The 25,102-nt window shown below is 66.0% G+C and carries 21 protein-coding genes; 14 read left to right on the forward strand and 7 right to left on the reverse strand.

From position 1 onward, the window contains the following. The first annotated feature begins 200 nt into the window (after nt 1-200). The 5 genes from PXJ20_RS19635 to PXJ20_RS19655 all read left to right on the forward strand — a co-directional run bounded on the left by PXJ20_RS19635 (nt 201) and on the right by PXJ20_RS19655 (nt 7,961). The gene (locus tag PXJ20_RS19635) at nt 201-1,379 is read left to right on the forward strand and encodes a glycosyltransferase family 9 protein (RefSeq protein WP_421031965.1); all 1,179 of its coding nucleotides are present in this window, start codon (nt 201-203) and stop codon (nt 1,377-1,379) included. Between the two features lie 302 nt (nt 1,380-1,681). Next, nucleotides 1,682-2,509, forward strand: coding sequence for a p-hydroxycinnamoyl CoA hydratase/lyase (locus tag PXJ20_RS19640; RefSeq protein ID WP_114814455.1), 828 nt, complete (start codon nt 1,682-1,684; stop codon nt 2,507-2,509). Nucleotides 2,510-2,572: 63 nt separating this feature from the next. Further along, nucleotides 2,573-4,024 carry an aldehyde dehydrogenase gene (locus tag PXJ20_RS19645; RefSeq protein WP_421031966.1) on the forward strand — a complete coding sequence of 484 codons (1,452 nt, stop codon included), beginning with the start codon at nt 2,573-2,575 and terminating at the stop codon, nt 4,022-4,024. A 121-nt stretch (nt 4,025-4,145) separates the two neighbouring features. Further along, nucleotides 4,146-6,104, forward strand: a complete 1,959-nt coding sequence (locus PXJ20_RS19650) for a feruloyl-CoA synthase (RefSeq protein WP_421031967.1) — start codon at nt 4,146-4,148, stop codon at nt 6,102-6,104. A gap of 21 nt (nt 6,105-6,125) precedes the next feature. After that, on the forward strand, nt 6,126-7,961 hold the full coding sequence (locus PXJ20_RS19655) for an acyl-CoA dehydrogenase family protein (RefSeq protein ID WP_421031968.1): 1,836 nt from the start codon (nt 6,126-6,128) through the stop codon (nt 7,959-7,961). 110 nt (nt 7,962-8,071) lie between these two features. On the opposite strand, the gene PXJ20_RS19660 is transcribed toward PXJ20_RS19655, so the two are convergent. From PXJ20_RS19660 to PXJ20_RS19670, 3 genes are all read right to left on the reverse strand, one after another. Beyond that, on the reverse strand, nt 8,072-9,031 hold the full coding sequence (locus tag PXJ20_RS19660; RefSeq protein WP_421031969.1) for a PDR/VanB family oxidoreductase: 960 nt from the start codon (nt 9,029-9,031) through the stop codon (nt 8,072-8,074). Nucleotides 9,032-9,168: 137 nt separating this feature from the next. After that, nucleotides 9,169-10,215: a Rieske 2Fe-2S domain-containing protein gene (locus tag PXJ20_RS19665; RefSeq protein WP_421031970.1), complete on the reverse strand. Its 1,047-nt coding sequence runs from the start codon at nt 10,213-10,215 to the stop codon at nt 9,169-9,171. Between the two features lie 104 nt (nt 10,216-10,319). Continuing rightward, nucleotides 10,320-11,087, reverse strand: coding sequence for a GntR family transcriptional regulator (locus tag PXJ20_RS19670; RefSeq protein ID WP_421031971.1), 768 nt, complete (start codon nt 11,085-11,087; stop codon nt 10,320-10,322). Nucleotides 11,088-11,347: 260 nt separating this feature from the next. Between PXJ20_RS19670 and PXJ20_RS19675 the strand changes: the two genes are divergently transcribed. The 8 genes from PXJ20_RS19675 to nfsB all read left to right on the forward strand — a co-directional run bounded on the left by PXJ20_RS19675 (nt 11,348) and on the right by nfsB (nt 20,121). After that, nucleotides 11,348-11,857 (forward strand): MarR family winged helix-turn-helix transcriptional regulator, encoded by a 510-nt coding sequence (locus PXJ20_RS19675; protein ID WP_017775187.1) that lies wholly within the window; start codon nt 11,348-11,350, stop codon nt 11,855-11,857. 325 nt (nt 11,858-12,182) lie between these two features. Further along, nucleotides 12,183-13,388 carry a 3-(3-hydroxy-phenyl)propionate transporter MhpT gene (gene mhpT / locus PXJ20_RS19680; RefSeq protein ID WP_277598551.1) on the forward strand — a complete coding sequence of 402 codons (1,206 nt, stop codon included), beginning with the start codon at nt 12,183-12,185 and terminating at the stop codon, nt 13,386-13,388. Nucleotides 13,389-13,629: 241 nt separating this feature from the next. Next, nucleotides 13,630-14,775 carry a porin gene (locus PXJ20_RS19685; RefSeq protein WP_126879142.1) on the forward strand — a complete coding sequence of 382 codons (1,146 nt, stop codon included), beginning with the start codon at nt 13,630-13,632 and terminating at the stop codon, nt 14,773-14,775. A gap of 312 nt (nt 14,776-15,087) precedes the next feature. Beyond that, complete coding sequence (locus tag PXJ20_RS19690) at nt 15,088-16,665, forward strand: methyl-accepting chemotaxis protein (RefSeq protein ID WP_421031972.1); 1,578 nt, start codon at nt 15,088-15,090, stop codon at nt 16,663-16,665. Nucleotides 16,666-16,860: 195 nt separating this feature from the next. Continuing rightward, complete coding sequence (locus PXJ20_RS19695; protein ID WP_277598549.1) at nt 16,861-17,760, forward strand: LysR family transcriptional regulator; 900 nt, start codon at nt 16,861-16,863, stop codon at nt 17,758-17,760. Between the two features lie 195 nt (nt 17,761-17,955). Further along, the gene (locus PXJ20_RS19700) at nt 17,956-18,282 is read left to right on the forward strand and encodes an antibiotic biosynthesis monooxygenase family protein (protein WP_017775193.1); all 327 of its coding nucleotides are present in this window, start codon (nt 17,956-17,958) and stop codon (nt 18,280-18,282) included. Between the two features lie 50 nt (nt 18,283-18,332). After that, complete coding sequence (locus PXJ20_RS19705) at nt 18,333-19,406, forward strand: zinc-binding alcohol dehydrogenase family protein (RefSeq protein ID WP_421031973.1); 1,074 nt, start codon at nt 18,333-18,335, stop codon at nt 19,404-19,406. A gap of 61 nt (nt 19,407-19,467) precedes the next feature. Next, nucleotides 19,468-20,121 (forward strand): oxygen-insensitive NAD(P)H nitroreductase, encoded by a 654-nt coding sequence (nfsB, locus tag PXJ20_RS19710; RefSeq protein WP_421031974.1) that lies wholly within the window; start codon nt 19,468-19,470, stop codon nt 20,119-20,121. Nucleotides 20,122-20,189: 68 nt separating this feature from the next. Here nfsB and PXJ20_RS19715 read toward each other — a convergent pair whose 3' ends face one another. From PXJ20_RS19715 to PXJ20_RS19725, 3 genes are all read right to left on the reverse strand, one after another. After that, nucleotides 20,190-20,672: a RidA family protein gene (locus PXJ20_RS19715; protein WP_421031975.1), complete on the reverse strand. Its 483-nt coding sequence runs from the start codon at nt 20,670-20,672 to the stop codon at nt 20,190-20,192. Nucleotides 20,673-20,743: 71 nt separating this feature from the next. Next, nucleotides 20,744-22,009, reverse strand: a complete 1,266-nt coding sequence (locus tag PXJ20_RS19720; RefSeq protein WP_421031976.1) for a leucine-rich repeat domain-containing protein — start codon at nt 22,007-22,009, stop codon at nt 20,744-20,746. 75 nt (nt 22,010-22,084) lie between these two features. Further along, nucleotides 22,085-22,864 carry an SDR family NAD(P)-dependent oxidoreductase gene (locus tag PXJ20_RS19725; RefSeq protein ID WP_421031977.1) on the reverse strand — a complete coding sequence of 260 codons (780 nt, stop codon included), beginning with the start codon at nt 22,862-22,864 and terminating at the stop codon, nt 22,085-22,087. 184 nt (nt 22,865-23,048) lie between these two features. Between PXJ20_RS19725 and PXJ20_RS19730 the strand changes: the two genes are divergently transcribed. Beyond that, nucleotides 23,049-23,948: an AraC family transcriptional regulator gene (locus PXJ20_RS19730; RefSeq protein ID WP_421031978.1), complete on the forward strand. Its 900-nt coding sequence runs from the start codon at nt 23,049-23,051 to the stop codon at nt 23,946-23,948. Nucleotides 23,949-23,988: 40 nt separating this feature from the next. Here PXJ20_RS19730 and PXJ20_RS19735 read toward each other — a convergent pair whose 3' ends face one another. Continuing rightward, a complete protein-coding gene (locus tag PXJ20_RS19735; RefSeq protein ID WP_413215227.1) occupies nt 23,989-25,101 on the reverse strand; it encodes an ABC transporter permease in 1,113 nt (370 codons plus the stop codon). Nucleotide 25,102 lies beyond the last annotated feature (1 nt).

Genomic DNA, 25,102 nt, shown 5'->3' on the forward strand with positions numbered 1-25,102 from the left:
ACGCTGCTCCCTTTCCAGATGACAAAAATGTGGCGGTTTGCTGTCGGCGCCGACCACGGGAAATTTGTGTTTGTCGTATAGTCGCGCGAGCGCATCAGAAGTCGGTAATCAACACGTGACACATACGTGATGCGCCACGCGGACCCAACGTTTTCTGCGCGACAGGACGACATCCGCGGCATTCTGGAGAAAGCGGATGGATGAACAGACCAACGGGGTGTGCGATGGCGGCTTTGTTTTCTGAGGCCGCTCCACCAAAGACCATTCTCGTCATCTGTACGGCCCGCATCGGCGACGTGGTGCTCACCACGCCCGTGGTGCGCGCCTTGAAGACGAAGTGGCCGGGCGCGCAGATCGACATGCTGATTTTCGAGGGCACGGGTGGCGCGCTCGAAAACAATCCCGACATTCGGCGCGTCATCGCCGTGCGGCGCAGCGCGAATCTCGATGCGTGCCTCGGTGTGGTGCACAAACTATGGCGCCGGTACGACCTGGCCTGCTCGCTGAAGACGTCGAGTGTGGCCATGCTCTGCTGCTGGATGGCCGGGCGCAAGCGGGTGGGCGTGGTGGCCGCGTCGGGCAGGAGCTGGACGCGCCGGCGGCTGCTGCATCGGTTCGCCGTGGAGCATGACGCGTCGATCCATGTGGTGGAAAGCGGTGCCGCGGTGGCGGAACTGCTCGGCATTTCGCCTTCGTTCGAAGTGGTGCCGCCCGCAATGAGCGGCGCGCCGGAGCAGCGGGCGCATCTCGATTCGCTGCTCGCGCCTGCGGCCGGCAAGCCGTACGTGGTCCTCCAGACGTTTCCCAAGTACCAGTACAAGCGCTGGCACGTGGAAGGTTGGGCCTCGCTCATCCGCTTCGTGCGCTCGCACGGCTACGCGCCCGTGCTCACGGGCGGCGCGGACGCCGAGGAAGTCTCGTACGCGAACGAAGTGGCAAGCCACGCGGGCGTCGAGGTGATCGATCTCGTCGGCAAACTGAGCTTCGGTGCGACGGCGGAAGTGATCCGCCATGCGAGCCTGTTCGTCGGCCCGGATACTTCCACGACGCACGTGGCCGCGGCGACCGGGGTGCCCACCATCGCGCTCTTTGGCCCCTCGAACCCGATGCGCTGGGGCCCCTGGCCGAAGGGCTGGACAGGTTCCACGCCGTGGACCTTCGTCGGCTCTGCGCAAAGAGGCAACGTGTGGCTGATTCAGGGCAACGGCGGCTGCGTGCCGTGCGAGCAGGAGGGTTGCGAGCGCAACCTCGCGAGCCGCAGCGACTGTCTTTCGACGCTCGGGGCACACCGCGTAATCGACGCGGCCGCCGCGCTCCTGCGTATCGCGCAGGACGTGCGCATCAAGATTCCCGTTTTCGCGGAGCGCGTTGTGGCGTGACGGCTGTTTTGAGATTCGCTTGATGCCGGGTTGATGTCTGGTTGATGCCTGGTTGAGGCCCGCCCAGCGCGCCCTAAGCTTTTCCGCACACGTACAAAACACTTCCCATACGCCTTGCGCCCCGCTTTGCCGGGGCGTTTCGTTTTGCGTCCTTGCCGACGCTTCCATGACGCAGCGAACGGAGGGTTCGCACCCGATTAGGGGTTTGTCCCAAGGCGCGTCGATGGCGCTTTACATATCAGGTAGCCTGATAGTAAATTGGTGGCAAGTCGCAATCGCGGCATTGTTCATGGAGAGAAACGATGAGTTACGAAGGTCGCTGGAGCACGGTCAAGGTGGTGGTAGAGGGCGGCATCGCGTGGGTGACGCTGAACCGGCCGGAAAAGCGCAACGCAATGAGCCCCACGCTCAATTCCGAGATGACCAACGTGCTGGAGACGGTGGAGCTGGACCCGGAAGCCCAGGTGCTCGTGCTGACGGGAGAGGGCGACGCGTGGACGGCCGGCATGGACCTGAAGGAATACTTCCGCGAAGTGGATGCCGGTCCTGAAATTCTTCAGGAAAAGATTCGCCGCGACGCGAGCCGCTGGCAGTGGCAACTGCTGCGCATGTATTCGAAGCCCACCATCGCGATGGTGAACGGCTGGTGTTTCGGCGGCGGGTTCTCGCCGCTCGTGGCCTGCGACCTCGCCATCGCCGCGGACGAAGCGGTGTTCGGCCTCTCGGAAATCAACTGGGGCATCCCGCCGGGCAACCTCGTCAGCAAGGCCATGGCCGATACGGTGGGGCACCGCCAGGCGCTCTACTACATCATGACGGGCGAAACCTTCACGGGCCAGCAGGCGGCGCAAATGGGCCTCGTGAACAAGAGCGTGCCGCGCGCGGAACTGCGCGAAGAAGTGCGCGCGCTGGCCGCGAAGCTGCTCGACAAGAATCCCGTGGTGCTGCGTAACGCGAAGCATGGCTTCAAGCGCTGCCGCGAACTCACGTGGGAGCAGAACGAAGACTACCTGTACGCCAAGCTCGATCAGGCCAATTACCGCGACCCCGAAGGCGGCCGTGCGCAGGGCCTCAAGCAGTTCCTCGACGACAAGAGCATCAAGCCCGGCCTGCAAAGCTACCGGCGCTAAGACGCCATACCGGACGCAACCGGACAAGACCAGAGCAGACGAGACCTGAGCGGAGACATCGAAATGCACGAGGTGAGCTTGTTGATCGACGGCGTGTCGCGCGGCGCGTCGGACCATGGAACGTTCGAGCGGATCGGTCCGGCGAGCGGGCAGCCGGTGTCGCGCGCAGCGGCCGCCACGCTGGCCGATGCGGACGCCGCAGTGGCCGCCGCCGCGCGCGCCTTCCCGGCGTGGTCTACGCTCGGGCCCACTGAGCGCCGCAAGCGGCTTGCCGCTGCGGCCGACCTGATGGACGCCCGCGCCGCCGACTTCATTGCCATCGGCACCGCTGAAACAGGCGCCATGCCGAACTGGTACGGCTTCAACGTGATGCTCGCGGCCAACATGCTGCGCGAGGCCGCGGCCATGACGACGCAGATCGACGGCGCCGTGATTCCCTCCGACGTGCCCGGCAGTCTCGCCATGGCCGTGCGCCAGCCCTGCGGCGTAGTGCTCGGCATGGCGCCGTGGAATGCGCCCGTGATTCTCGGCACGCGCGCACTCGCCATGCCGCTCGCGTGTGGCAACACGGTGGTGCTGAAGGCCTCCGAGGGCTGTCCCGGCGTGCATCGCCTGATCGGCAGCGTGCTGCACGATGCGGGTCTGGGCGATGGCGTTGTGAACGTGGTTACCCATGCTGCCGCGGACGCGCCCGCCATCGTTGAACGTCTGATCGCGAATCCTGCCGTGAAGCGCGTGAACTTCACGGGCTCCACGCGCGTGGGCCGCATCGTGGCCGAACTTTCGGCGCGTAATCTGAAGCCTGCGCTGCTCGAACTGGGCGGCAAGGCGCCGGTGCTCGTGCTCGACGACGCCGACCTCGACGCCGCCGTGCAGGCCGTCGCCTTCGGTGCGTTCTTCAACCAGGGGCAGATCTGCATGTCCACGGAGCGGGTGATTGTCGACCGCAAGGTGGCGGACGCTTTCGTCGAGAAGCTCGTGGCGAAGGCGCGCACGCTGAAGGCCGGCGACCCTGCCGCGCCGGGCGTCGTGCTCGGCACGCTGGAGAGCGTGGGCGCGGCGCAGCGTATCAAGGCGCTCGTGGAAGACGCACGCGCCCACGGCGCCGCGCTGCCGCTGGGCTGCGAGGTGACGGGCGCGGTGATGCAGCCTGTTATCGTGGACGGCATGACGCCTGCCATGAAGCTCTACGCGGACGAATCGTTCGGGCCGGTTGTCACGGTGCAGCGCGTGGACGGCGACGACGAAGCGCTCGCCGTCGCGAACGACAGCGAGTACGGTCTCTCGGCCGCGGTGTTCAGCCGCGACATCGCGCGCGCGATGCAGGTGGCGAAGCGCATCGAGTCGGGTATCTGCCACATCAACGGCCCGACGGTGCACGACGAGGCGCAGATGCCGTTCGGCGGCGTGAAGGCAAGCGGATACGGACGGTTCGGCAGCAAGGCGTCCGTGGCGGAATTCACGGACCTGCGCTGGATCACCGTTCAGACCGGCCCGCGTCACTATCCGATCTGAACGGGCCGCCTCGTTCCGACCGGTTCGGACCAGACCTGGTCGGGCAGACCCGGTCAGGCAGACCCGGTCAGGCAGACCGTACCCGTCTGCACCCACGAACATAACAACACGACGAATCTGCATGCCGGCACGTGAGCGCACCGGCCGGCATGCAGACAGGAGACACGCCTTGGATGCGTATGCAAGCCCTTTGGGCACAGGCGCCGGCGGCCCGCAGCCGTTGGCGGACGTGCCGTACCGGTCAGTCGCGATCGGTTCCACGCCGCCGCGCATCGAAACGCGCGACGGCTGCTGGTACGTGCGCGCGGACGCGCCGCTCGGCGACTATCCGCGCTGCCTTACCGACCGGCTCGCGAGCGGCGCCGCGCGCCATCCCGACCGCTTGCTGGTGGCACGGCGCGGCGCCGACGGTCAGTGGATCGGCATCACCTACGCGCAGATGCTGGCGCGCGCGCGGGCCATCGGCCAGGCGCTGCTCGACCGCGGTCTTTCCGCGCAACGGCCGGTGGCCATTCTCTCGGGCAACGACCTCGAACATCTGCAGATGGCGTTCGGCGCGATGTGGGCCGGCATTCCGCATGCGCCCATTTCGCCCGCGTATTCGCTCGTGTCGAGCGACTTCGGCAAGTTGCGGCATGCGTTCGAACTGCTGACGCCGGGCCTCGTGTTCGCGTCCGACGGCGCCGCGTTCGCGCGCGCCTTCGACGCCGTGGTGCCGCCTGACGTGGAGCGCGTGGTCGCCTCCGCGCCCGCCGGCATGCAAGGCGTGACGCATCTTTCGTCGCTGCTCGATACGGTGCCCGCCACCGTGGACGCCGTGCAGTCCTCGCTCACCGCCGACACCATCGCGAAATTTCTCTTCACGTCCGGCTCCACGCGACTGCCGAAAGCGGTGCCCACCACGCACCGCATGCTGTGCAGCAACCAGCAGATGCTGCTGGAGACGTTCCCGCAATTCGGTCTGGAGCCGCCCGTGCTGGTGGACTGGCTGCCGTGGAACCACACGTTCGGCGGCAGTCACAACGTGGGCATCGTGCTCTATAACGGCGGCACGCTCTACATCGACGACGGCAAGCCCGTGGCCGGCAAGTTCGACGAGACGCTGCGCAATCTGCGCGAAGTCGCGCCCACGGTCTACTTCAACGTACCGAAGGGTTGGGAAGAACTGACCATCGCGCTCGAACAAGACGCGCAGTTGCGCGCCACGTTCTTCTCGCGCGTGAAGATGTATTTCTTCGCGGGCGCGGGGCTCTCGCAGGCTGCGTGGGACCGGCTCGAACGCGTGACGCAGCAGTATTGCGGCGAACGCATCCGCATCATGGCCGGGCTCGGCATGACGGAGACGTCGCCCTCGTGCATGTTCACCACCGGGCCGCATTCGGGCGCGGGATATATCGGGCTGCCGGCGCACGGTTGCGAGGCGAAGTTCGTGCCCGTGGACGGCAAGCTGGAGGCGCGCTTTCGCGGCCCGCACGTCATGGCCGGCTACTGGCGCGCCACGCAGGCCGAACAGCACAACGTGTTCGATGAAGAAGGCTACTACCGCACCGGCGACGCTGTGCGCTTCGTGGACCCCGAGCATCCCGAGATCGGCATGATGTTCGACGGCCGCATTGCGGAGGACTTCAAGCTTTCGTCGGGCACGTTCGTGAGCGTGGGACCCATGCGGGCACGCATCGTGTCGACGGGCGCACCCTACGTGCAGGACGCCGTCATCACGGGCATGAATCGCGACGACGTGGGCGCGATGATCTTCCCGCGTCTCGACGACTGCCGGCGCCTTGCGGCTTTGCCGCCCGACGCGGATGCGCGCGCCGTGCTGGCGGCGCCCGCCGTGCGCGCGTTCTTCGCGGATCTGCTGGAACACCTCAATCGCAGCGCAACGGGCAGCGCGACGTTCGTCACGCGCATGCTGCTGCTCGACGTGCCGCCTTCCCTCGATCTTGGCGAGATTACGGACAAAGGCTCGATCAACCAGCGCGCCGTGCTCACGCAGCGGGCGGCGCAGGTCGAAGCGATGTATGGGACGGATGCGACCGACGCTGGCGTGATCCTCGCCAACCAGGCTGCACGCCTCTGACTCTGAGCAAAGGTCTGCACGATGAGTCTCGATTACCGCGCGCCGCTGCGCGACATGAATTTCGTGATTGGCGAGTGGCTCGATGCGCCATCGCTGTGGCGCACGGTGCCGCAATGGACCGATCTCGATCTTTCCACGGCCCAGCAGGTGCTGGATGAAGCGGCGCGCTTCGTTCACGAACGCATCGCGCCGCTCAACGCGAGCGGCGACCTGGAAGGCTGCCGCTTCGATAACGGCGAGGTCGCCATGCCGTCGGGTTTTGCCGAGGCCTACGGCGAATACGTGGAGGCCGGCTGGCCCACGCTCGCGCTCGATGCCGATTGCGGCGGCCAGGGCCTGCCTCAACTGCTCGACGTCGCGTTGCAGGAAATGCTGGCGGCCGCGAACCACGCGTGGCTCATGTCGCCCGGTCTCACGCACGGTGCCACCGCGTGCCTTCAGGCGCACGGCTCCGAACGCGTGCGGCGCGACTTCCTGTCGAAGGTAGCGAGCGGCGAATGGCTCACCACGATGTGCCTGACCGAGCCGCAGGCGGGCAGCGACCTTGGCCTGTTGCGCACCCGCGCCGTGCCCGACGTTTCGGGCGACGGCTATCGTCTCAGCGGCACGAAGATTTTCATCACCGGCGGCGAGCACGACATGACGGAGAACATCGTGCATCTCGTGCTCGCCCGCTTGCCCGATGCGCCGCCGGGCACGAAAGGGCTTTCGCTCTTCGTCGTGCCGAAGTGGATCGATACGCTCGCGGGCCGCGAACGCAACGGCGTGCTGTGCGAAGGCATCGAAAAGAAGATGGGGCTCAAGGCGAGCCCCACCTGCACGATGGCGTTCGAAAACGCGCTGGGCTGGCTGGTGGGCGAGCCGCATCGCGGGCTCGCCTCGATGTTCGTGATGATGAACGCGGCGCGCCTGCAGGTCGCGATGCAGGGCGTGGGGCATGCGCAGAGCGCGTGGCAGCGGGCGTCGGCGTATGCGCTCGAACGCGTGCAGGGGCGGGCGGTGGCTTCGTCTTCGGCTGCCGATGCGCGTGCTTCGGCGCTCATCGCATCGCATCCTGCGATACGGCGCCTGCTGCTCGACGGTCGCGCCATCGTGGAAGGCGAGCGCGCCATCGGCTACTGGGCAGGGCATTGGCTCGACGTGGCCGCGCATCATCCCGATGCCGCGGCCCGGCAGGAGGCTGCAACGCTCGCTTCGCTGCTGACGCCCATCACGAAGGCGTTCTTCACGGAGAACGGGTTTGCCGGGGCGTCGAACGCATTGCAGGTGTTCGGCGGCTACGGCTACATCCACGAATACGGCATCGAACAGACCGTGCGGGACAGCCGCGTATCGATGCTGTACGAAGGCACCAACGAGGTTCAGGCCATCGACCTGCTCGCGCGCAAGGTCATGACCGATCGCGGCGAGGGCTTGCAGATATTGCTGGCTCATCTACGCGCGGAAGCGTCGCGCTGCCGCGAGAGCGTGGACACGGCGGATACCCGCACGGCCTCGGCGGGCGAGCGGCTCGACACGCTGTGCGCAGACGTGGAGTGTGTGACGCGCGACCTGATACGCGCGGGCAAGGACGACACCGAGCTACCGTACCGCGTGGCAAGCGACTATCTCGCGCTGCTCGGCTGGCTTCTGCTCGCGTTCGCGTGGGCGCGCACGCTGCGTATCGTGAGTGCGGCGGGTGCGGCGGGTGTGGCGAGCGGCGCGGCTGCAGCCGGCGGCGCCGATCCGTTCTACGCAGAAAAGCAGGCAACCGGCGCATATTTCTTCGACTATCCGCTTGCCGCGTTTGCGCATCGTCTCGCGCTCGTCGAGGCGGGATGCAAGGCGGCGTTACCCGCTGCAGCGTACGTTGTTTAATGCCGGATAGCGCTGACGTGTTGCGCTGAATACGCGCTGAACGCGAGGCCGCGCGTTCAGCGCATCGTCATCTTCTGCCCGTGCATGGCCTCAAAGAACCTCAAAGAACCTCAAAGGTCCAGCACCAACATCGGCGTGAGCGCGCGCGAACAGCACGGCAGCATTTGATCGTTGGCCGCGCGTTCTTCATCCGTGAGATAGACGTCGCGGTGATCGGGCGTGCCGGACAGCACGCGCGTGAGGCAGGTGCCGCACACGCCTTGCTCGCACGAGACGGGCACCTCGACGCCGCATCCCCGCAATGCTTCCACGATCGACGTGCCCGCCGGTACATCCACCACGCGCCCGGAGCTTGCCAGCGAGACCTGGAAGGGACCGTCATTGCCCGCAGCGCCAGCCGCCGAGCTTGTCGGCCCGGCAGCGAAGTATTCGCGATGCACGTTGCCGCTCGCCCAGCCTGCCTGTGCGGCAGCCGCGAGCACGGCCTCGATAAAGCCCGCGGGCCCGCACACGTACAGGTGCTTGCCGGGCTCAGGGCCCGCAAGCACCTGCGCGAAGTCGATACGCTTGCCCGAGGAATCGCTATCGAAATAGCACTGCGCGCGATGCCGGAACGGCGGCGTCTCCAACCGGTCGAGAAACGCGGCGCGCTGCGGCTCGCGCGAGCAGTAATGCAACTCGAACGGGCCGCCCGTTTCGTGCAGATGCGCGGCCATGCTCATGAGCGGCGTGATGCCGATGCCGCCTGCCAGCAGGATGCTGTGCGTGGCCTGCGCCTCGAGCGGAAAGTGATTGCGCGGCTCGCTGATCTCGAGCGTCGTGCCCGGCACGCAGGCATGCATGGCAACGGAGCCGCCGCGCGAAGCCGGCTCGCGCAGCACGCCGATGCGGTACACGTCGCGCTCCGTGGGACTGTTGCACAGCGAATACTGGCGAACGACGCCGCCGATGTGGACGTCGATGTGCGCGCCCGCCGTGAAGGGCGGCAGCGTCGTGCCCTGGGCGGGTGCGAGTTCGAAGAGACAGATGTCCGTGGCGACGGCGAGTTTGCGGGTGAGCGTGACCTTCATAGGCGTTTTTCCGGGGCAAGCAGAGGCCGCCGCGCGAACACACGAGTGCGTTCGCGCGAGGCGGTGGTGCATCGAATCGTGAATAGTGCGGCGGTGCTGCGATGAACCTGGGCGAACTAAGGCGAACCGAAGCGAAGTCAGGCGACTTGAGCGCTCGCGGCCCGCTCTTCGTCGATCAGCCGGTCGAGCACACGTCGCGACTGCACGCCGCCCGCGTCGATGTTGAGCTTCAGAAGCGGACGGTCCGGCCACGCCAGCAGATTGCGCTGCTGTGCTTCGAGCATCTCCAGGTCTTCCGCGAAGATCTTGCCCTGGCCCGTGCGCAGGCTATCGGTGAGCGCGGCATCGTGTACGGCGAAACTGCGCGCCATGCCCCAGAAGTACCAGATCGAAGTCCCGGTTTCCGGCGTGATGAAATCGACGACGATGCTCGATGCCTTGTCGCTCGCGTCCGCTTCGTAGCCGCCCTTGCCCGCGTGCGCGACGCCCACTTCGATCATCACGTGGCTGGGCGGCGTGAAGTGGCAGATCTGCCAGCGGTCGCACGGCACGTTGTCGGCCATGCTTTTGGCGCGCAATGCGGCCGCCCAGAACGGCGGCGGCAGGATGCCGTGCATGAAGCGGCTCGTCGTGACCGTATCGCCGTTCACCTTCGTTGCGGGCGGCGCTTCCTCGATCTCGGGCTGCCCGATGCTCGTGGCGTGCACATAGGTTTCGTGCGTGAGGTCCATGAGGTTGTCGATCATGAGGCGGTAGTCGCATTTCACGTGGTACAGGCCGCCGCCGTAGGCCCAATCGGGATGCCCGGCCCATTCGAGGCGATGAATGGAGGCCGGGTCGGCCTTGTCCGCGTCGCCGGGCCAGACCCAGATGAAACCGTAGCGTTCGACAGCGGGGTAGCGGCGAACCGCGGGAATGCCGCCTACGCGTTGGCACGGCATGCTCACGCACTTGCCCTCGGCGCCCATCGTGAGGCCGTGATAGCCGCAGACGAGCTGGCCGTTGCGCACCGTCCCGAGCGAGAGCGGTGCGCCGCGATGCGGACAGAAGTCTTCGAGCGCGGCGATCGCACCGCTCGCGTCGCGAAAAAACACCATACGTTCGCCGCAGATCTGCCGGCCGAGCGGTTTGCCGTCGATTTCATCCGGCGTACAGGCGACATACCACGTGTCTTTCAGAAACATTCGTCTCCTCCTCGGCGTGTTCTCACGCCGTAAGCTGGGTGACCCGCGGGTCATTCATGAGTCAGATCCGACAGGCGCAGGCGCGAAATAGACGCGAAATGGGCTTAGCCCGCGTCGCGTCGAATCAGGTTGCCGCCCGTGAGCTTCGTCATCGCGCGCTGGTTGTCGAGCACGCGCTTCAGGTTCTCGTGGGCGATCTGCGAGTGCTCGCGCATCAGCGCCTCGGCGCGCGCGCCCTGGCGCTGTTCGATGGCATCCAGTACGGCGCGGTGCTGCGATTGCGCGACCACGAGCGTCTCTCGCGCGCGCGGGTCGAGCGACTGCACGATCACGAACGCACTCGCGGAGGCAAACGGCAGCGTGGCGACCTTCTCGATCTGCCGCGCCACGACTTCACTGCCCGCGGCTTTGCCGAGCAGGCGATGAAAACGCATGTTGGCGTCCACGTAGTGCGAGAACGTAGTGTCGGTCAGCTTGCCGACCAGGAGCGTATCGATCTCGTCAACACAGTCATGCAGCTCGCGCAGCATTGCGGCGGACACGCCGCGTTCGGCGGCGAGCCGCGCGGCGAGTCCTTCGAGCGTGCCGCGCAGTTCGATGGCGTCGCGTATCTCGGCTTCGGAAAAGGCGCGCACGGCGAAGCCGCCCGTGAGAATCGGTTCGATGAGCCCTTCTTCCTGAAGGCGGATCAGCGCCGCGCGAACCGGCGTGCGCGACACGCCCAGCCGCTCCACCACCCACAGTTCGGAGATGCGCTCGCCCGGAGTGAGTTCGCCGCCCAGCACGAGTTCGCGCAGACCCAGCAGCGCGCGCACGGTCTGCGAGGTCGTGGCGGCCTTGTTGTCGAGCGCGGGGTCGTCGGTAATCGCCATGTTCTGCGTCGTGAAAGGAATCGATTGGTGCTAATTGTATACAGCGACGCAAGTGAATCAAGAGTGAATCCGCTAAATCCCGGGTAAACGAGAAGGATGGGTGCGAGAATTCATCTTTCCTGTATACAGAAAGGTTTTCTCCGCGCACCCGACGTGCTCCTGCCGTGCTCAACCGCGCGACTCGACGCCGCGATTACACCCATGCCGCCGCCCCGCGCCCGTGAGGTAAGATGGCCCGCGATTTCCATTCCGGTCCATCCATGAGTTCGACATCCGCCAAGCCGGCAAGCGCCGGAAACACGAAGGGCACGAAGAACCCCGCACGGTCCGCCGCGACGAAGCCGAAGACACGGCCGCCGCAACGGCTCACCTACGTCATCGGCAACCTGGACCGGCTGCTGCGCCGCCAGATGACCGAAGCGCTCGCGCCGCTCGGCATCACGCTCGCGCAATACACGGCGCTTTCGGTGCTCGAGGCGCGCGGCGCGCTTTCCAACGCGCAACTCGCCGTGCGGTCGTTCATCACACCGCAGTCGGCGAACGAGGTCATGAGCGTGATGGCGAGCCGCGGGTTCGTTACGCGCGAGGCCGATCCGAACCATGGGCGCGTGATCCTGCTGAGCCTCACCGATGCCGGGTCGGCCATGCTGCGCGAGTGCGAGCAGGTGCTGCGTCCGCTGGAGCGCCGCATGCTGGGCGATCTCGGCGCCGAAGACGTGGCCCAGATCCAGCGCACCATGGAGACGTTCGCGCGCAACCTGCGCGATTGATCTTTCCTCCGCTGTCACTTCTCTTTTTGCCGCGTTTTTCAGGGGGTCTTGCGGGTTAACACCGGCGCCGCCGCCCTTGAAATCTCAGGTAGCCTGTTATTAAATCATCCCGTCCCCTCGTTGCATGAAGGTGTCGTCCGAAGCGTGAAGGCGGCCCTTCATTGAGGCGGACTTTTTTTCGGTTGCTTAATCAGGCTTCCTGATACTTTGGGTTGCGGTGGCAATACCCGCGTCGCCGCCATCAGCGAGCAGCCGGCACCCGCTGTTACGAGAACGATATTCGCCCGTGCACCCACCAGCGCAGCACGCGGCCTTAGGAGACGAGATGAACACTTACGTTGCGCAGAGAAGCACGCCGGCGACCACGCTCGGCCTGTGCTTCGCCCTGGCCCTGCTCGAAGGATTGGACCTGCAGTCGGTGGGCGTGGCCGCGCCGCGCATGGCGCACGAATTCGGGCTCACGGTTGCGCAGATGGGTCTCGCGTTCAGCGCCGGCACCTTCGGTCTGCTGCCCGGCGCGATGCTGGGCGGACGGTTTGCCGACCGCATCGGCCGCAAGCGTGTGCTCATCATTTCCGCGTGCCTGTTCGGCTTGCTCTCCATCGCCACCGCGCAGGTGTCGAGTTTCCCGATGCTTGTGGTCGTGCGGGCGCTGACCGGCCTGGGGCTGGGCGGTGCGCTGCCGAACCTGATCGCGCTTTCGTCCGAAGCCGTGGAACCGCGGCTGCGCAGCAGCGCCGTGGCCACCATGTATTGCGGCATTCCGCTCGGCGGCGTGATTGCATCCGTGATCGGCGTGCTGCTGGCGGGCGATACCGAGTGGCGGCACATCTTCTACGTGGGCGGTGCCGGGCCGCTGCTGCTCGTGCCGCTGCTTATCGGTCTGCTGCCGGAGTCGCGCGCGTTCCTCGATGCATCGACGTCGGGCATGGAGCGCCCCGGCGTGACGCACACGCTGTTCGGCGGCGAGCGCACGGGCCCCACGCTCGCGCTGTGGATCAGCTACTTCTGCACGCTCATCGTGCTGTACTTCCTGCTCAACTGGCTGCCCTCGCTGATGGCCGCACGCGGGCTTGGCCGTCCGCAGATCGGCATCGTGCAGATCTTCTTCAACGTGGGCGGCGCGCTGGGCGCGCTCGGCATCGGCATGTCGCTGGACCGTATGCGGCCCACGCGTGTGGTGGGCGGCATGTACCTCGGCATCGTGCTTTCGCTCGCGGCGCTTGCCGCTGCGCCCGACCTCGCCATGCTTTCGGCAGCGGCGTTTGCGGCGGGCATGTTCATCGTCGGCGGGCAGTCGGTGCTCTATGCACTGGCCGCCATGTATTACCCCACCGTGATGCGCGGCACCGGCGTGGGCGCGGCGGTCGCGGTGGGCCGGCTCGGGTCGGTCGTCGGACCGCTCGCGGCGGCTACGCTGCTCGCGGCGGGCAAGAGCGCCACGGTGGTGATCGGCGCGAGCATTCCTGTCACGCTGGTGGCGGCCGTGGCGGCGTTGCTGCTCATTCGTCGCCCGCAGGCACGCGATTGATACGCAGCCACGTTCGCGCTCGTCGGCAACGCTTTCGCAGGTCATTCCAGGCGCAACCAAAGACGCAACTACCGAAGCAACTAAAGACGCAACTAAAGAAGCAACTAAAGAAGCAACTAAAGAAGCAACTAAAGAAGCAACTAAAGAAGCAACTAAAGAAGCAACTAAAGAAGCAACTAAAGAAGCAACCTCGCACGCGCCACCAGAGCGCGACATCAATCAGGATTGGAGACACATCAACATGAAAAGACTCAACGGTCTGCTGGGCGCAGGGGCTTGCTGCGCGCTTGCTGCAACGACGACGGTGCATGCGCAGTCGAGCGTCACGCTGTACGGCATCATCGATACGGGCGTCGAATTCGTTTCGCACGCGAACGCGGCCGGCGATCACGTGGTGCGCATGCCCGGTGTAACGGGCGAGATGCCGTCGCGCTGGGGACTGCGCGGCACCGAAGACCTGGGTGGCGGACTCCAGGCAGTCTTCACGCTGGAAAGCGGCTTCAACGTGCGCGGCGGCGATCTGGGCCAGGGCGGACGCCTGTTCGGCCGGCAAGCCTGGGTGGGTCTGCGCAACAGCTACGGCACGCTCGCTTTCGGCCGCCAGTACATGATGACCTACCTCGCACTGCAAGGCGCGGACATCATCGGGCCGGACATCTACGGCCTCGGCTCGTTCGACGCCTATGTGCCCAACGGACGCGCGGACAACGCGGTCACCTACATCGGCTCGTACAAGGGCGTCACGCTGGGCGCGGGCTATTCGTTCGGACGCGACGGCGCCGGCACGGGCAATTCGCCGGGGCAGGGCACGTGCGCGGGCCAGGTGCCGGGTCAGGCGGTGCAGTGCCGCGACTGGTCCGTGATGCTCAAGTACGACGGCGCGTGGTTCGGCGCTGCCGCTTCCTATGAGGAACAGCGCGGCGGCACCGGCGCCGCCGCCAACTTCTTCGACGGCGTGGCGCCCGTGGCCTTCACGAGCAGCGCCGACAAGGACGCCCGTGCGCACGTGAGTGCCTACGCGAACGTGGCGGGCGTACGCATCGGCGCGGGCTGGGTTGGCCGGCATGTGAGCACCGATTCGGCCGCGGCCCCGGGCGCGCATTCCAACCTGTTCTTCCTTGGCGCCTCGTATGCCGTCACGCCGTTCCTGACCGTCGACGGCGAAGGCTACCGCATCGTCAACGCCGCCCACGACACGCGCGCCACGATGGCTACGCTGCGCACCACGTATTCGCTTTCGAAGCGCACCGCGGTTTATGCGCAGACCTCGTATCTGTGGAACAGCGCGAAGGCGAAGTACGCCGTGAGCGGCGGCGGTGCGGGTACGACGCCGGGCGCGGGCATGGGGCAGCTGGGCGCCATGGTGGGCGTCAAGCATCTGTTCTGACGAATGTCGAGAAGAGATGCGGCGAAGAAAATTTAATGGGTAGTTCGGGTAGTCGGCGTGCCGCACTGTGTGTGCGGCACGTCGTTCAGTTGCCGCAAAACTTCACCGTTCCGCGAATTCAGTTCATACGAAAAGAGCAAAGTCAGCGCGGGCACGTTGCGTTTCATCATTTAGTTTTCCCACGCAAACGATTGCGTGATTTTTTTACTAAACGGTTCGGAATCTTTGTCGATAACAGATAGGAAGCGGCCACCCGTGACTAGAGCCGTCCGCTGTTCAGATCTGACGTTAGTAACGACAAAGGGAAACTTGATGAACTGGAATCGCATGACCGTGCGGGCGAAACTCGCAACTGCCTTCAGCGTGCTGGTGGGCCTCGTATTGCTCGTCTCCGGCTTTTCGCTCAATGCCTTACGAGACTCGAACAACAATTTCGCGCAATACGTGCGTGGCGTGAACGCGCGGGCGCTGGCCGCCGCGCAGATCCGGCAGGCCGTGGACCGGCGCGCTATCGCGGCCCGCAATCTCGCACTCGTCACGAAGCCCGCCGACATCGACACCGAGAAGGCCGCCGAAGCGCAGGCTCAACAAGACGTGCAGAGCAGCCTGAAACAGTTGAACGATCTGATCGCGGCGAGCGGCGATGCGACCGACAAGGCAAAGAGCCTCGCAGATGAAATCACCCGCGTGGAGAGTCAGTACGGCCCGGTTGCGGTCGACATCGTCAATCTCGCGTTGAACGGCAAACACGACGAAGCCGTCGCGGCCCTGAACGAGCGCTGCCGGCCCTTGCTCGCGCAACTCGTCAAGGCTACGGACGCATTCGCGGACTATACGAAGTCGCGTTCCGAGGAGCGCGTGACTGAAGCCGAGAACCAGTACAATCGGCAGTCTGCGCTGCTGATCGGCGTTTGCTTCCTGACCGTCGTGCTCGCGGTGGCGGCCGGCCTGCTCATTACGCGCAGCCTCACGCGCGCATTGGGCGCGGAGCCCGACGTGCTGGGCGACGTGACGCGGCGCGTCGCGGCTGGCGACCTGAGCCCGGTGAACGGTGCGGCCTCGGCGCCGCGCGGCAGCGTGCTCGCGTCGATGGGCGAGATGCAGGCGAGCCTCACAAAGCTGATCGGCGAAGTGCGCATGGCTGCGGATGGCATTGCCACGGGCGCAAGCCAGATCGCCTCGGGCAATCAGGACCTGTCTTCGCGCACGGAGCAACAGGCTTCGTCGCTGCAGGAAACGGCGGCGAGCATGGAGCAGCTGACGTCCACCGTGAAGCAGAACGCCGAGAACGCCCAGCAGGCGAGCGCGCTGTCCACCAATGCGTCCGGCGTGGCGCAGAAGGGCAGCGAGGTGGTGGGGCAGGTGGTGGGAACGATGGCCGACATCAGCTCGAGTTCGTCGAAGGTGGCGGAGATTACCGGCATCATCGAAGGCATCGCGTTCCAGACCAACATTCTTGCGTTGAACGCGGCGGTGGAAGCTGCGCGTGCCGGCGAGCAGGGGCGCGGCTTTGCCGTCGTGGCGAGCGAAGTGCGAAGCCTCGCGCAGCGTTCGTCGAGCGCGGCGAAGGAAATCAAGGATCTCATCGGCGCTTCGGTGCAGAAGGTGCAGGAGGGCGCGGCGCTCGCGGGCCAGGCCGGCGAGACGATGGCCGAAGTCACCCAGGCCGTGGCGCGCGTGAACGACATCATGGGCGAAATCGCCGCGGCTTCGGGCGAACAGAGCCGCGGCATCGACCAGGTGAGCCAGGCCATCTCGCAGATGGACCAGGTCACGCAGCAGAACGCCGCGCTCGTGGAAGAGGCGGCCGCGGCTTCGCAGTCGCTGGAAAATCAGGGCGCGCAGTTGACGCGCGCGGTGTCGTTCTTCCGCGTCGGAGGGGCGGCTTAAAGCACGTTCGGCAGATTCGGCACACTCGGCAGATTCGGCACAGGTCCGCCCGCTGCGCGTTTCGCGACGCACTTGTATGATGCGTTCGCGACGCGGCGGCGCCATGCCGCTGCCGCCTCGCGCTCTTGCAGGCTCCGCGCACGGCGCCCACCCGTGTGCACCATGCAAGAGCCCGAACCGGCGGCGCAAGCGGACATGATCAGACTCGAAGACCTTCTCATCTTTCTCACGGCTGCGGACAACGGCAGCCTTTCGGCCGCGGCGCGCCAGCTCGACCTCGCGCCCGCCGTGGCGAGCGCCGGGCTCAAGCGGCTCGAAACGGAGCTCGGCACGCGGCTGCTCGCCCGTTCCACGCGGAGCCTGCGCCTCACGCCCGACGGCGAGCGCTACATCGAGTACGCGCGCAACGTCATCGAGCAGGTGGAGGCGGGCCGCAATGCCGTGGCGCATGGTCGCAAGATGATCGGCGGCACGGTGTCGCTTTCCGTGCCGTCGGACCTTGGCCGCCATGTGCTCGCCGGCTGGCTCGACGCCTTTCAGGCGCAGTACCCGGCTGTGTCGCTGCAGGTTCGTATCGGCGACCACGTGGCCGACATGTTCCGCACGCCCATCGACCTCGCGATCCGCTACGGCGTGCCCGAAGACTCCACGCTCGTCGCGCTGCCGCTCGCGCCCGAGAACCGGCGCGTGCTGTGCGCCTCGCCGGCCTATTTCGCGCGCCACGGGCATCCCGCCACGCCCGCCGACCTGGCTCGGCACAACTGCCTGCGCTTCACGCTGAGCGATCGCCTGCACGACCGCTGGACCTTCTTCAGGAATGGCGAGCCGACTGTCGTCACCGTGAACGGCAACCGCAGTTCGGACGACGGCGAACTCGTGCGGCGCTGGGCGCTGGCGGGCCTGGGCATTGCCTACAAATCGCGGCTCGACGTGCTGAAAGACCTCGAATCCGGCGCGCTGGAAGCGGCGCTGCCCGGCTTCGACGGCGAGAGCGCGCCGCTTCACCTGGTGTGCGCGCATCGCACGATGCTCTCGCCCACCGTTAACGCGCTGCGCGACTTTCTGCTGGAGCGCATTGCGTCGTACGCCGGTTGACGGCTGCCTGACGGCCAACTGAGCCGAACCTGACGGCAGGCTGAGCGCGGGCTGAACGCGGGCTGGCCTGAACGTGACCGCCGCGCCACTTTCAACGATTCTTTGAAACTGATATCGCGACTCTCCACTGGGTGAAGCGCGCGTCATGGCCGATGATCTGGTCCGAGGCGAGGGGTTCGCCTGGCAGGAGCAGGCATGGTCATCGCGATTGCGCGTTTTCAGTTGAGGGCAGACAAGGCTGTGTCGTTCGAAACGGCATGGCGCGAGGCAAGCGGATTTCTCGTGCGCAAGCGCGGTTATCTCGGCCATCGCTTCGGCCCGCAATGCGAAGACCGCAGCTGCTATGTGCTCGAAATCGAGTGGGACAGCATCGACGCCCACAGCGCGTTTCTGCTGCACGCCGATTTCCGTCCGTTCCTGCAAGTGCTCTGGCCACACTTCGCGGCGGACCCGGAGCTGTTCCATTTCGAACCGCTTGAACCACGCGAACCACTTGAACCGGTGACAAGCCCGCACGCGTAAGCGCGGCGGGCTGCCCGCACCGCGCCGACCTTTTGAAACGGAGTGCAACGATGAAAGCGATGGGTTATTACCGCAACCTGCCGATCAGCGATCCCGAATCGCTCGTCGATCTCGAATTGCCCGACCCGCAGCCGGGCCCGCACGATCTGCTGGTGGAGGTGCACGCCGTCTCGGTGAATCCCGTCGATGTGAAGGTGCGCGCCGGCAAGGCGCCGGAGCCGGGCCAGCCGAAGGTGCTGGGCTGGGACGCAAGCGGCGTGGTGCGCGCAGTGGGTTCCGACGTGACGCTCTTCAAGCCGGGCGAGCGCGTCTGGTATGCGGGTTCACTGCTGCGGCCGGGCACGAACAGCGAGTTGCATCTCGTGGACGAACGTCTGGTGGGCCGCATGCCGCAGACGCTGAACTTTGCCGAGGCCGCCGCGCTGCCGCTCACGTCGCTCACTGCCTGGGAGCTTCTGTTCGATCGGCTCGGCGTGCCTGAGGGAGAGGCTGAAGCAGCGGTTAATGTAGCGGCCAACGCAGCGGCCAATGCAGCGGCCAATGCAGCGGCCGGGCCGGCGCAGACGCTGCTCGTGATCGGCGCGGCCGGCGGCGTGGGCTCCATCCTCGTGCAGCTTGCCCGCAAGCTCACGGGGCTCACCGTGATCGGCACGGCGTCGCGGCCCGAAACGGTGCAGTGGGTCACGGACCTGGGCGCCCATCACGTGATCGACCACACGAAGCCGCTCGCCGAGGAACTCAAGCGCATCGGTTTTCCGGGCGTGGATCTGATTGCGAGCCTCAACCAGACCGATCGCCACTTCGACCAGATCGTCGAAGCCATTCTTCCGCAGGGCCGCGTGGGCCTGATCGACGACCCCGAACTGTTCGATTTCCGCAAGCTCAAGGCGAAGAGCGTGTCGCTGCACTGGGAGCTGATGTACACGCGCTCCATGTTTTCCACGAAGGACCAGGTTCGCCAGCACGAGATTCTGAATCGCGTGGCGTCGCTGATCGATTCGGGCGTGTTGCGCACCACGCTCAACGAAACGCTCGGCCCCATCAACGCCGCGAACCTGCGCCGCGCGCACGCGCTGATCGAGACGAACCGCGCGCGCGGCAAGATCGTACTCGAAGGGTTCTAGGCCTTCTTTATCCCTTATTTCCCGCAGCTTTTACTTCAAGCCTCTTAGCAAGGAACAACAAATGAACATCGCCCATTACGCCAGAACGCGTCACTCCACGAAGGCCTTCGACGCCACGCGCAAGATCCCCGACGAGACCATCGCGCAGTTGCGCGAACTGCTGCGCTTTAGCCCCTCGTCGGTGAACTCGCAGCCGTGGCATTTCGTGATGGCCTCGACTGACGCCGGCAAGGCGCGCATCGCCAAAGCCGCGCAGGGCGGCTACTCGTACAACGAGGCGAAGATTCTCAACGCGTCGCACGTCGTGGTGCTCTGCGCGCGGACCGAAATGAGCGACGCGCATTTGAATGCCGTGCTTGGCCAGGAAGAGCACGACGGACGCTTCGTCGCGCCGGACGCACGGGCGGGGCAACAGAAGACGCGTCAGTCGTACGTAGACCTGCACCGTTACCAGTTGAAGGACGCGCAGCACTGGATGGAAAAACAGGTCTACCTCGCGCTCGGCTCGCTGCTGCTGGGCGCCGCCACGCTGGAAGTGAACGCATGCCCGATGGAAGGCTTCGACGCGCAGGTTCTCGACCAGGAACTGGGCCTGCACGAGAAGGGCTTTACGAGCGTGGTGGTGGTCGGCCTTGGCTACAGCGCCGAAGCGGATTTCAACCGCAAGCTGCCGAAGTCGCGCGTGGCGGCTGAAGCCGTGTTCACCGATCTGTGATGCCGACAGCGGTGATGCCGACAAGGCGCGCCGCTCCGGAACGGGCGGCGCGCACGTAACGAAGGCGCTTACGCGATCTCCACTTCCGCCTCGATTTCCACGGGAATATTGAAGGGCAGTTCCGCCATGCCCACCGCGCTGCGCGCATGCATTCCGCGGTCGGGGCCGTAGAGATCGAGTATCAGGTCGGAGAATCCATTGATGACGGCGGGCTGGCTGTTGAAGCCCGCCGCCGAATTCACCATGCCGAACACGCGGCCCCATGCCACGACGCGATCGAGGTCGCCGATGGTTCGCTTGAGACTGGCGAGAATCGAAAGCGCCGTGAGCTTCGCCGCGGCATAACCTTGCTCGACCGTCAGATCGCGGCCCACTTTGCCGAGCGGCGCGGCGAGCGAGCCGTCGGGGTTTTGCGGCCCATGCCCCGAAATGAATACGCGGCTGCCCACCACGCGTGCGAAGGCGAACGGCAGCTTGACGCCTTCGGGAAGGTGGATGGGAGCGGGCAGGTACAGGCCGTGCGCCTGCAATGCTTGTTCGATGTTCGGCATGCTGATTTCCTCTGTTGTTTGCGTTGAGATGCGGTTTGAGATGCGGTCGCGCCGGTATCCCGTGCCAACCGTCACCACACCACGCGCGTGTTCGGCAACGCTGCCTTCAGCGCGTCGACGTTGGTCGCCTTCGTGCCGTACAGCACGAGTTCGCGCAGGTTCGTCAAACCCTTGAGCGCATCCACATCCTCCACCGGCGTATTGGCCAGATAAAGCTCCTGCAGGCCGTGCAGGTTCTTCAGCGCATCCACGTTGCGCACCTCGGTGCGAAAGAGGTTCAGGTCCTGCAGGCCCGTGAGGCCTTTCAGCGCGTCGATGTTCTCCACTTCGGTGTCGGCCAGGTTGAGGCGCTGCAGGCTCGTGAGCCCCGCGAGCGCGTCGATCTTCGTGACCGGCGTGCGCGCCAGCACGAACGTGTCGAGCTGCGCGAGGCCGTGCACCGCGTCGATGTTGTCCACCTTAGAACCGTCCAGCACCAGCGTTTTCAGCGCAGGCATGCCGCTCACCGCGTCGATGTCGCGTACCGGCGTGTTCGCGAGATAAAGCGCCTGGAGGTCGTGCAGCTTCTTCAACGCGCGAATGCTTTCCACCTGCGTTTCGTTGAGGTCGAGCGTCTTGAGCGCGGTGAGTCCGGCGAGCGGTTCGATGTTGCGGACGTTGCGCGCGCCGCCCAGCTTGAGCGTATCGAGTTGGGTGAGGCTCGCGAGCGCGTCGAGGTCGCGTACCTGGGTGTCGCGCAGATCGAGTTGCCGCAGGTCGGTCAGGTTTTTCAGCGCGCCGAGGTTCGCCACGCGCGTGTCCCAGAGATTCAGCGATTGCAGGCCGGTCAGCGCCTTGAGCGCATCGATGTTCTCGACGTTCGTGCGGTGGAGCACGAGCCGCTTGAGCGAGCGCATGTCCTTGAGCGGATCGAGGTTCCAGACAGCGGTGCCGGAGAGGTCGAGCGCTTCGAGGTTCGGCAGCGCGGTGAGCCCGTCCACGCTGTCGAGCCCGGTATTCGCGAGGCTCAGGTCCAGCTTGCTATCGATCTTCGCAAGCTGCGGCAGCGCGGCGGCCACCTGAGCTGCCGACAGACCCGGTTTTGCGCGCAGCGAGAGGCATTCGCCGTCGGGCGAACTGGCCGGACCGCCGTTCTCGCTGCATCCGCCCGTGAAGAATCCCAGCTCGTTCAACGCGTGCAGGTCCGCCTTGCCGTGCCAGGGACGCCAGAGCGCGAGCAGCACGACGATCAACAGCGCGATGCCGCCGCCGATGGCCCAGCGCCGTGTGCGGCGCCGGGCATCGGTCCCCGGGCCTTCTTCGGTGGGCGGGGTGTGGGAAGGTGGGGTGGTCGCCACGGCAGTCTCCGCGTGTTCAGGGTTGCCCCTTTATACACGAAGCGTGGCGCCCTCCGGGGAATGCCCGGCAGTGCTTTAGAGCGCCATGCCGCCCGATACCTCGATGCGCTGCGCGTTCACCCAGCGCTGGTCTTCCGAGAGCAGCGACGCGATGGCAAGGCCGATGTCGTCGGGCAAGCCGGGACGACCTAGCGCCGTCATGTCGGAGACAAACTTGTTGACCTCGGGGTTGTCGCGCACCATGCCGCCGCTGAAGTCCGTGGCGACCGCGCCCGGCGCCACCACGTTCACGGCGATGCGACGCGGGCCCAGTTCTTTCGCGAGATAACGCGTGAGCACTTCGACCGCGCCTTTCATCGACGCATACGACGCGCTGCCCGGATAGCTGACGCGCGTGAGCCCGGACGAGACGTTCACGATGCGCCCGCCGTCGTTGATGAGCGGCAGCAGCTTTTGCGTGAGAAAGAACACGCCCTTGAAATGGACGTGGTAGAGGCTGTCCAGCGCGTCCTCGGTCACTTCGGCGAAGGGCGCGTGGTGCGACGTGCCCGCGTTGTTCACGAGGTAGTCGAAGCGCTGCGCGCTCAACTGGCCGAGCGCGGCGCGAACCTGGCCCACGAACGCGTCGAAGCTCGCGACGTCGCCCGTATCGAGCGGCAGCGCGATGGCCTGCTGACCCGCCTCGGCGGCGAGTGCCACGACCTTGTCCGCTTCGGCCCGATTGGCGCGGTACGTGAAGATGGACGGCACGCCGCGGCGGGCAAGCTGGAGCACGGTGCTGCGCCCGATGCCGCGGCTGCCTCCCGTGACGATGGCGATTTTCGGGGCGGCGGGATTCGATGGTCCTGCTGGCATGCTGCACTCCTCGTCTGGCTGGAAAGGCGCCAGCATAGGACGCAGCGGCCGCCAGCCGAATGCCGGAACTCGCCGCGTTCTTGCCTGATCCTGCCCGATGACGATCAGGCGCCTGCGAGCCGCCCGGCTCCGCAGTAACATGCGTCCCAATGCCTGCCCGAAGGCCCCCTCCGAGGTTTCAGCCATGTCCCAACCCCTCGCCGAACTCCTCAAGCGCCAGACCGACGCTCAACTGCCCGGCAAGGCCAGCCCGTTCGCCACGGCCGTCGATGGCCTGATCCTGCTGCGCTCGGACCACGAGCGGCACCCGTCGCACCACATCATCCAGCCGGCGCTTTGCGTCGTGGCGCAGGGCGCCAAGCGCACCACGTTCGGCGGCCGGCACTACGCATACGGCGCGGGGCAGGCACTCGTCGTGAGTGTCGAAATGCCGGCGTTGAGCCGCGTGGTGAAGGCGAGCCCCGCCGAGCCTTACCTGGGCCTTGCCATCGAATTCGATCCGGCCGTGATGCGCGACGTGCTGGCCTGCCTGGACACCCCGCCCACGCCGCTCGTGGCGCAGGGCAACGTGGGCCACGGCGTGTTCGTGACCGACTTCGACGGCCCGCTCGCCGACTGTGTACTGCGTCTCGTACGCCTGCTCGACACGCCGAAGGCGATTCCCGTCATCGCGCCGCTCATCGTGCGCGAGATCTGCTATTGGCTGCTCGTGGGGCCGCACGGCAACGAAGTGGCAAAGGTCGTGCTCGCCAACAGCCATGCGGAAAGGGTGGTGAACGCGATCCACGTGCTGCGGAACCAGTTTTCGGAAACGCTGCGCATCGAAGACCTGGCGGCCGTGGCGCAAATGAGCCCGTCGGCGTTTCATCGGCAGTTCAAGGCGTTGACGTCTATGACACCGCTGCAGTACCAGAAGCAGCTTCGTCTGCTCGAAGCGCGTCATCTGATGGTGAACGGCGCGGTCAACGCGGAAGCGGCCGCGTATCGCGTGGGCTACGAAAGCCCCTCGCAGTTCAGCCGCGAATATTCGCGCATGTTCGGCGCGCCGCCCAGGCGCGACATCGTGGCCCTCAAGCCCGCCTGAAGCCCGGCTTGAGCGTTCGCAAGCACCGCGCTCCGAGCGCTTACTTCAGAAAGCCGCGGAACTGCCGCAACGCCAGCGCAAACATGGCGAGCCCGATGCCCGCGAGCGCGAGAAACTGAGGCCACACCGCACTGAACCCCGCGCCGCGAAAGAGGATGGACTGCGCGAGGATCACGAAGTGCGTGTTCGGTGCCGCGAGCATGATGGTCTGGATGATCTGCGGCATGCTCTCGCGCGGCGTGACGCTGCCCGAAAGCACCTGAAGCGGCACGAGAATCAGGATCACGAGCAGCGCGAACTGCGGCATCGATTCGACCGCGGTGGCGAGCGCAATGCCCATCGCCGTGGTGGCGAAGAGGTCGAGCGCGGCGCCCGCCATGAAAAGCCAGCGCGATCCTTCGATGGGCACCTTGAGGATGCCTTCCACGACGAACAGCATCGACAGGCTCGACACCACGAGCACCACCAGCCCCATCGCGGCGATCTTGCTCAACATGATTTCGATGGGCGTAACGGGCATGACGAGCAGATGCTCGATGGTGCCGTGCTCGCGCTCGCGGATCAGCGCGGCGCCGGTGAGAATGACGGCGAGCATGGTGATGGCGTCGATGATGCTCGTCACTGACCCGAACCACAGGTGCGTGAGGTTCGGATTGAACCGCACGCGCACGTTCAGATCGACAGGCGGCGGCGCCGCGGACCGATACCGCTGCATGAACTCCGTAATCTCGCCGTGCACGATGTTCTGCACGTAGCCGCTGCCGCTGAACGCCTGCGTCATGCGCGTGGCGTCCACGTTGAGCTGGATGGTGGGCGAGCGGCCCGCCAGCAGGTCGCGCTGGAAGTTGGGCGGAATGTCCAGCGCGAAGGTGTCCGCGCCGATGTCCATGCGGCGGTCCATCTCCGGCGGCGTGATCATCGAGGGCGGCGTGAAGTAGGGCGGGTAGAACGCGCCGCCGATGCGCTCCGAAAGCGGCGACTGGTCTTCGTCCACGATGCCGATGGCCGCGTTGTTCAGCACGTCGGGAATCGCGGTGGCCTCCGCATAGACCGAGAGCGTGAACGAGTAGATGATCAGCACGACCAGCACGGGGTCGCGTGCGAGGCCGCGCAGTTCCTTGATGCCGAGTTGCAGGATGTTGGCGAGGCGCATG

This window comes from Paraburkholderia sp. A1RI_3L (assembly GCF_048957895.1).
GTDB lineage: Bacteria > Pseudomonadota > Gammaproteobacteria > Burkholderiales > Burkholderiaceae > Paraburkholderia > Paraburkholderia kururiensis.

Excerpts from the sequence above, each read along its gene's own strand:
- PXJ20_RS19660 (WP_421031969.1), bottom strand. The coding sequence starts at position 9,031 with ATGAAGGTCACGCTCACCCGCAAACTCGCCGTCGCCACGGACATCTGT.
- PXJ20_RS19695 (WP_277598549.1), top strand. The coding sequence starts at position 16,861 with ATGATCAGACTCGAAGACCTTCTCATCTTTCTCACGGCTGCGGACAAC.
- PXJ20_RS19665 (WP_421031970.1), bottom strand. The coding sequence starts at position 10,215 with ATGTTTCTGAAAGACACGTGGTATGTCGCCTGTACGCCGGATGAAATC.
- PXJ20_RS19645 (WP_421031966.1), top strand. The coding sequence starts at position 2,573 with ATGCACGAGGTGAGCTTGTTGATCGACGGCGTGTCGCGCGGCGCGTCG.
- PXJ20_RS19735 (WP_413215227.1), bottom strand. The coding sequence starts at position 25,101 with ATGCGCCTCGCCAACATCCTGCAACTCGGCATCAAGGAACTGCGCGGC.
- PXJ20_RS19655 (WP_421031968.1), top strand. The coding sequence starts at position 6,126 with ATGAGTCTCGATTACCGCGCGCCGCTGCGCGACATGAATTTCGTGATT.
- nfsB (WP_421031974.1), top strand. The coding sequence starts at position 19,468 with ATGAACATCGCCCATTACGCCAGAACGCGTCACTCCACGAAGGCCTTC.
- PXJ20_RS19640 (WP_114814455.1), top strand. The coding sequence starts at position 1,682 with ATGAGTTACGAAGGTCGCTGGAGCACGGTCAAGGTGGTGGTAGAGGGC.
- mhpT (WP_277598551.1), top strand. The coding sequence starts at position 12,183 with ATGAACACTTACGTTGCGCAGAGAAGCACGCCGGCGACCACGCTCGGC.
- PXJ20_RS19715 (WP_421031975.1), bottom strand. The coding sequence starts at position 20,672 with ATGCCGAACATCGAACAAGCATTGCAGGCGCACGGCCTGTACCTGCCC.
- PXJ20_RS19705 (WP_421031973.1), top strand. The coding sequence starts at position 18,333 with ATGAAAGCGATGGGTTATTACCGCAACCTGCCGATCAGCGATCCCGAA.
- PXJ20_RS19690 (WP_421031972.1), top strand. The coding sequence starts at position 15,088 with ATGAACTGGAATCGCATGACCGTGCGGGCGAAACTCGCAACTGCCTTC.
- PXJ20_RS19730 (WP_421031978.1), top strand. The coding sequence starts at position 23,049 with ATGTCCCAACCCCTCGCCGAACTCCTCAAGCGCCAGACCGACGCTCAA.
- PXJ20_RS19635 (WP_421031965.1), top strand. The coding sequence starts at position 201 with ATGAACAGACCAACGGGGTGTGCGATGGCGGCTTTGTTTTCTGAGGCC.
- PXJ20_RS19650 (WP_421031967.1), top strand. The coding sequence starts at position 4,146 with ATGCCGGCACGTGAGCGCACCGGCCGGCATGCAGACAGGAGACACGCC.
- PXJ20_RS19670 (WP_421031971.1), bottom strand. The coding sequence starts at position 11,087 with ATGGCGATTACCGACGACCCCGCGCTCGACAACAAGGCCGCCACGACC.
- PXJ20_RS19725 (WP_421031977.1), bottom strand. The coding sequence starts at position 22,864 with ATGCCAGCAGGACCATCGAATCCCGCCGCCCCGAAAATCGCCATCGTC.
- PXJ20_RS19675 (WP_017775187.1), top strand. The coding sequence starts at position 11,348 with ATGAGTTCGACATCCGCCAAGCCGGCAAGCGCCGGAAACACGAAGGGC.
- PXJ20_RS19685 (WP_126879142.1), top strand. The coding sequence starts at position 13,630 with ATGAAAAGACTCAACGGTCTGCTGGGCGCAGGGGCTTGCTGCGCGCTT.
- PXJ20_RS19700 (WP_017775193.1), top strand. The coding sequence starts at position 17,956 with ATGGTCATCGCGATTGCGCGTTTTCAGTTGAGGGCAGACAAGGCTGTG.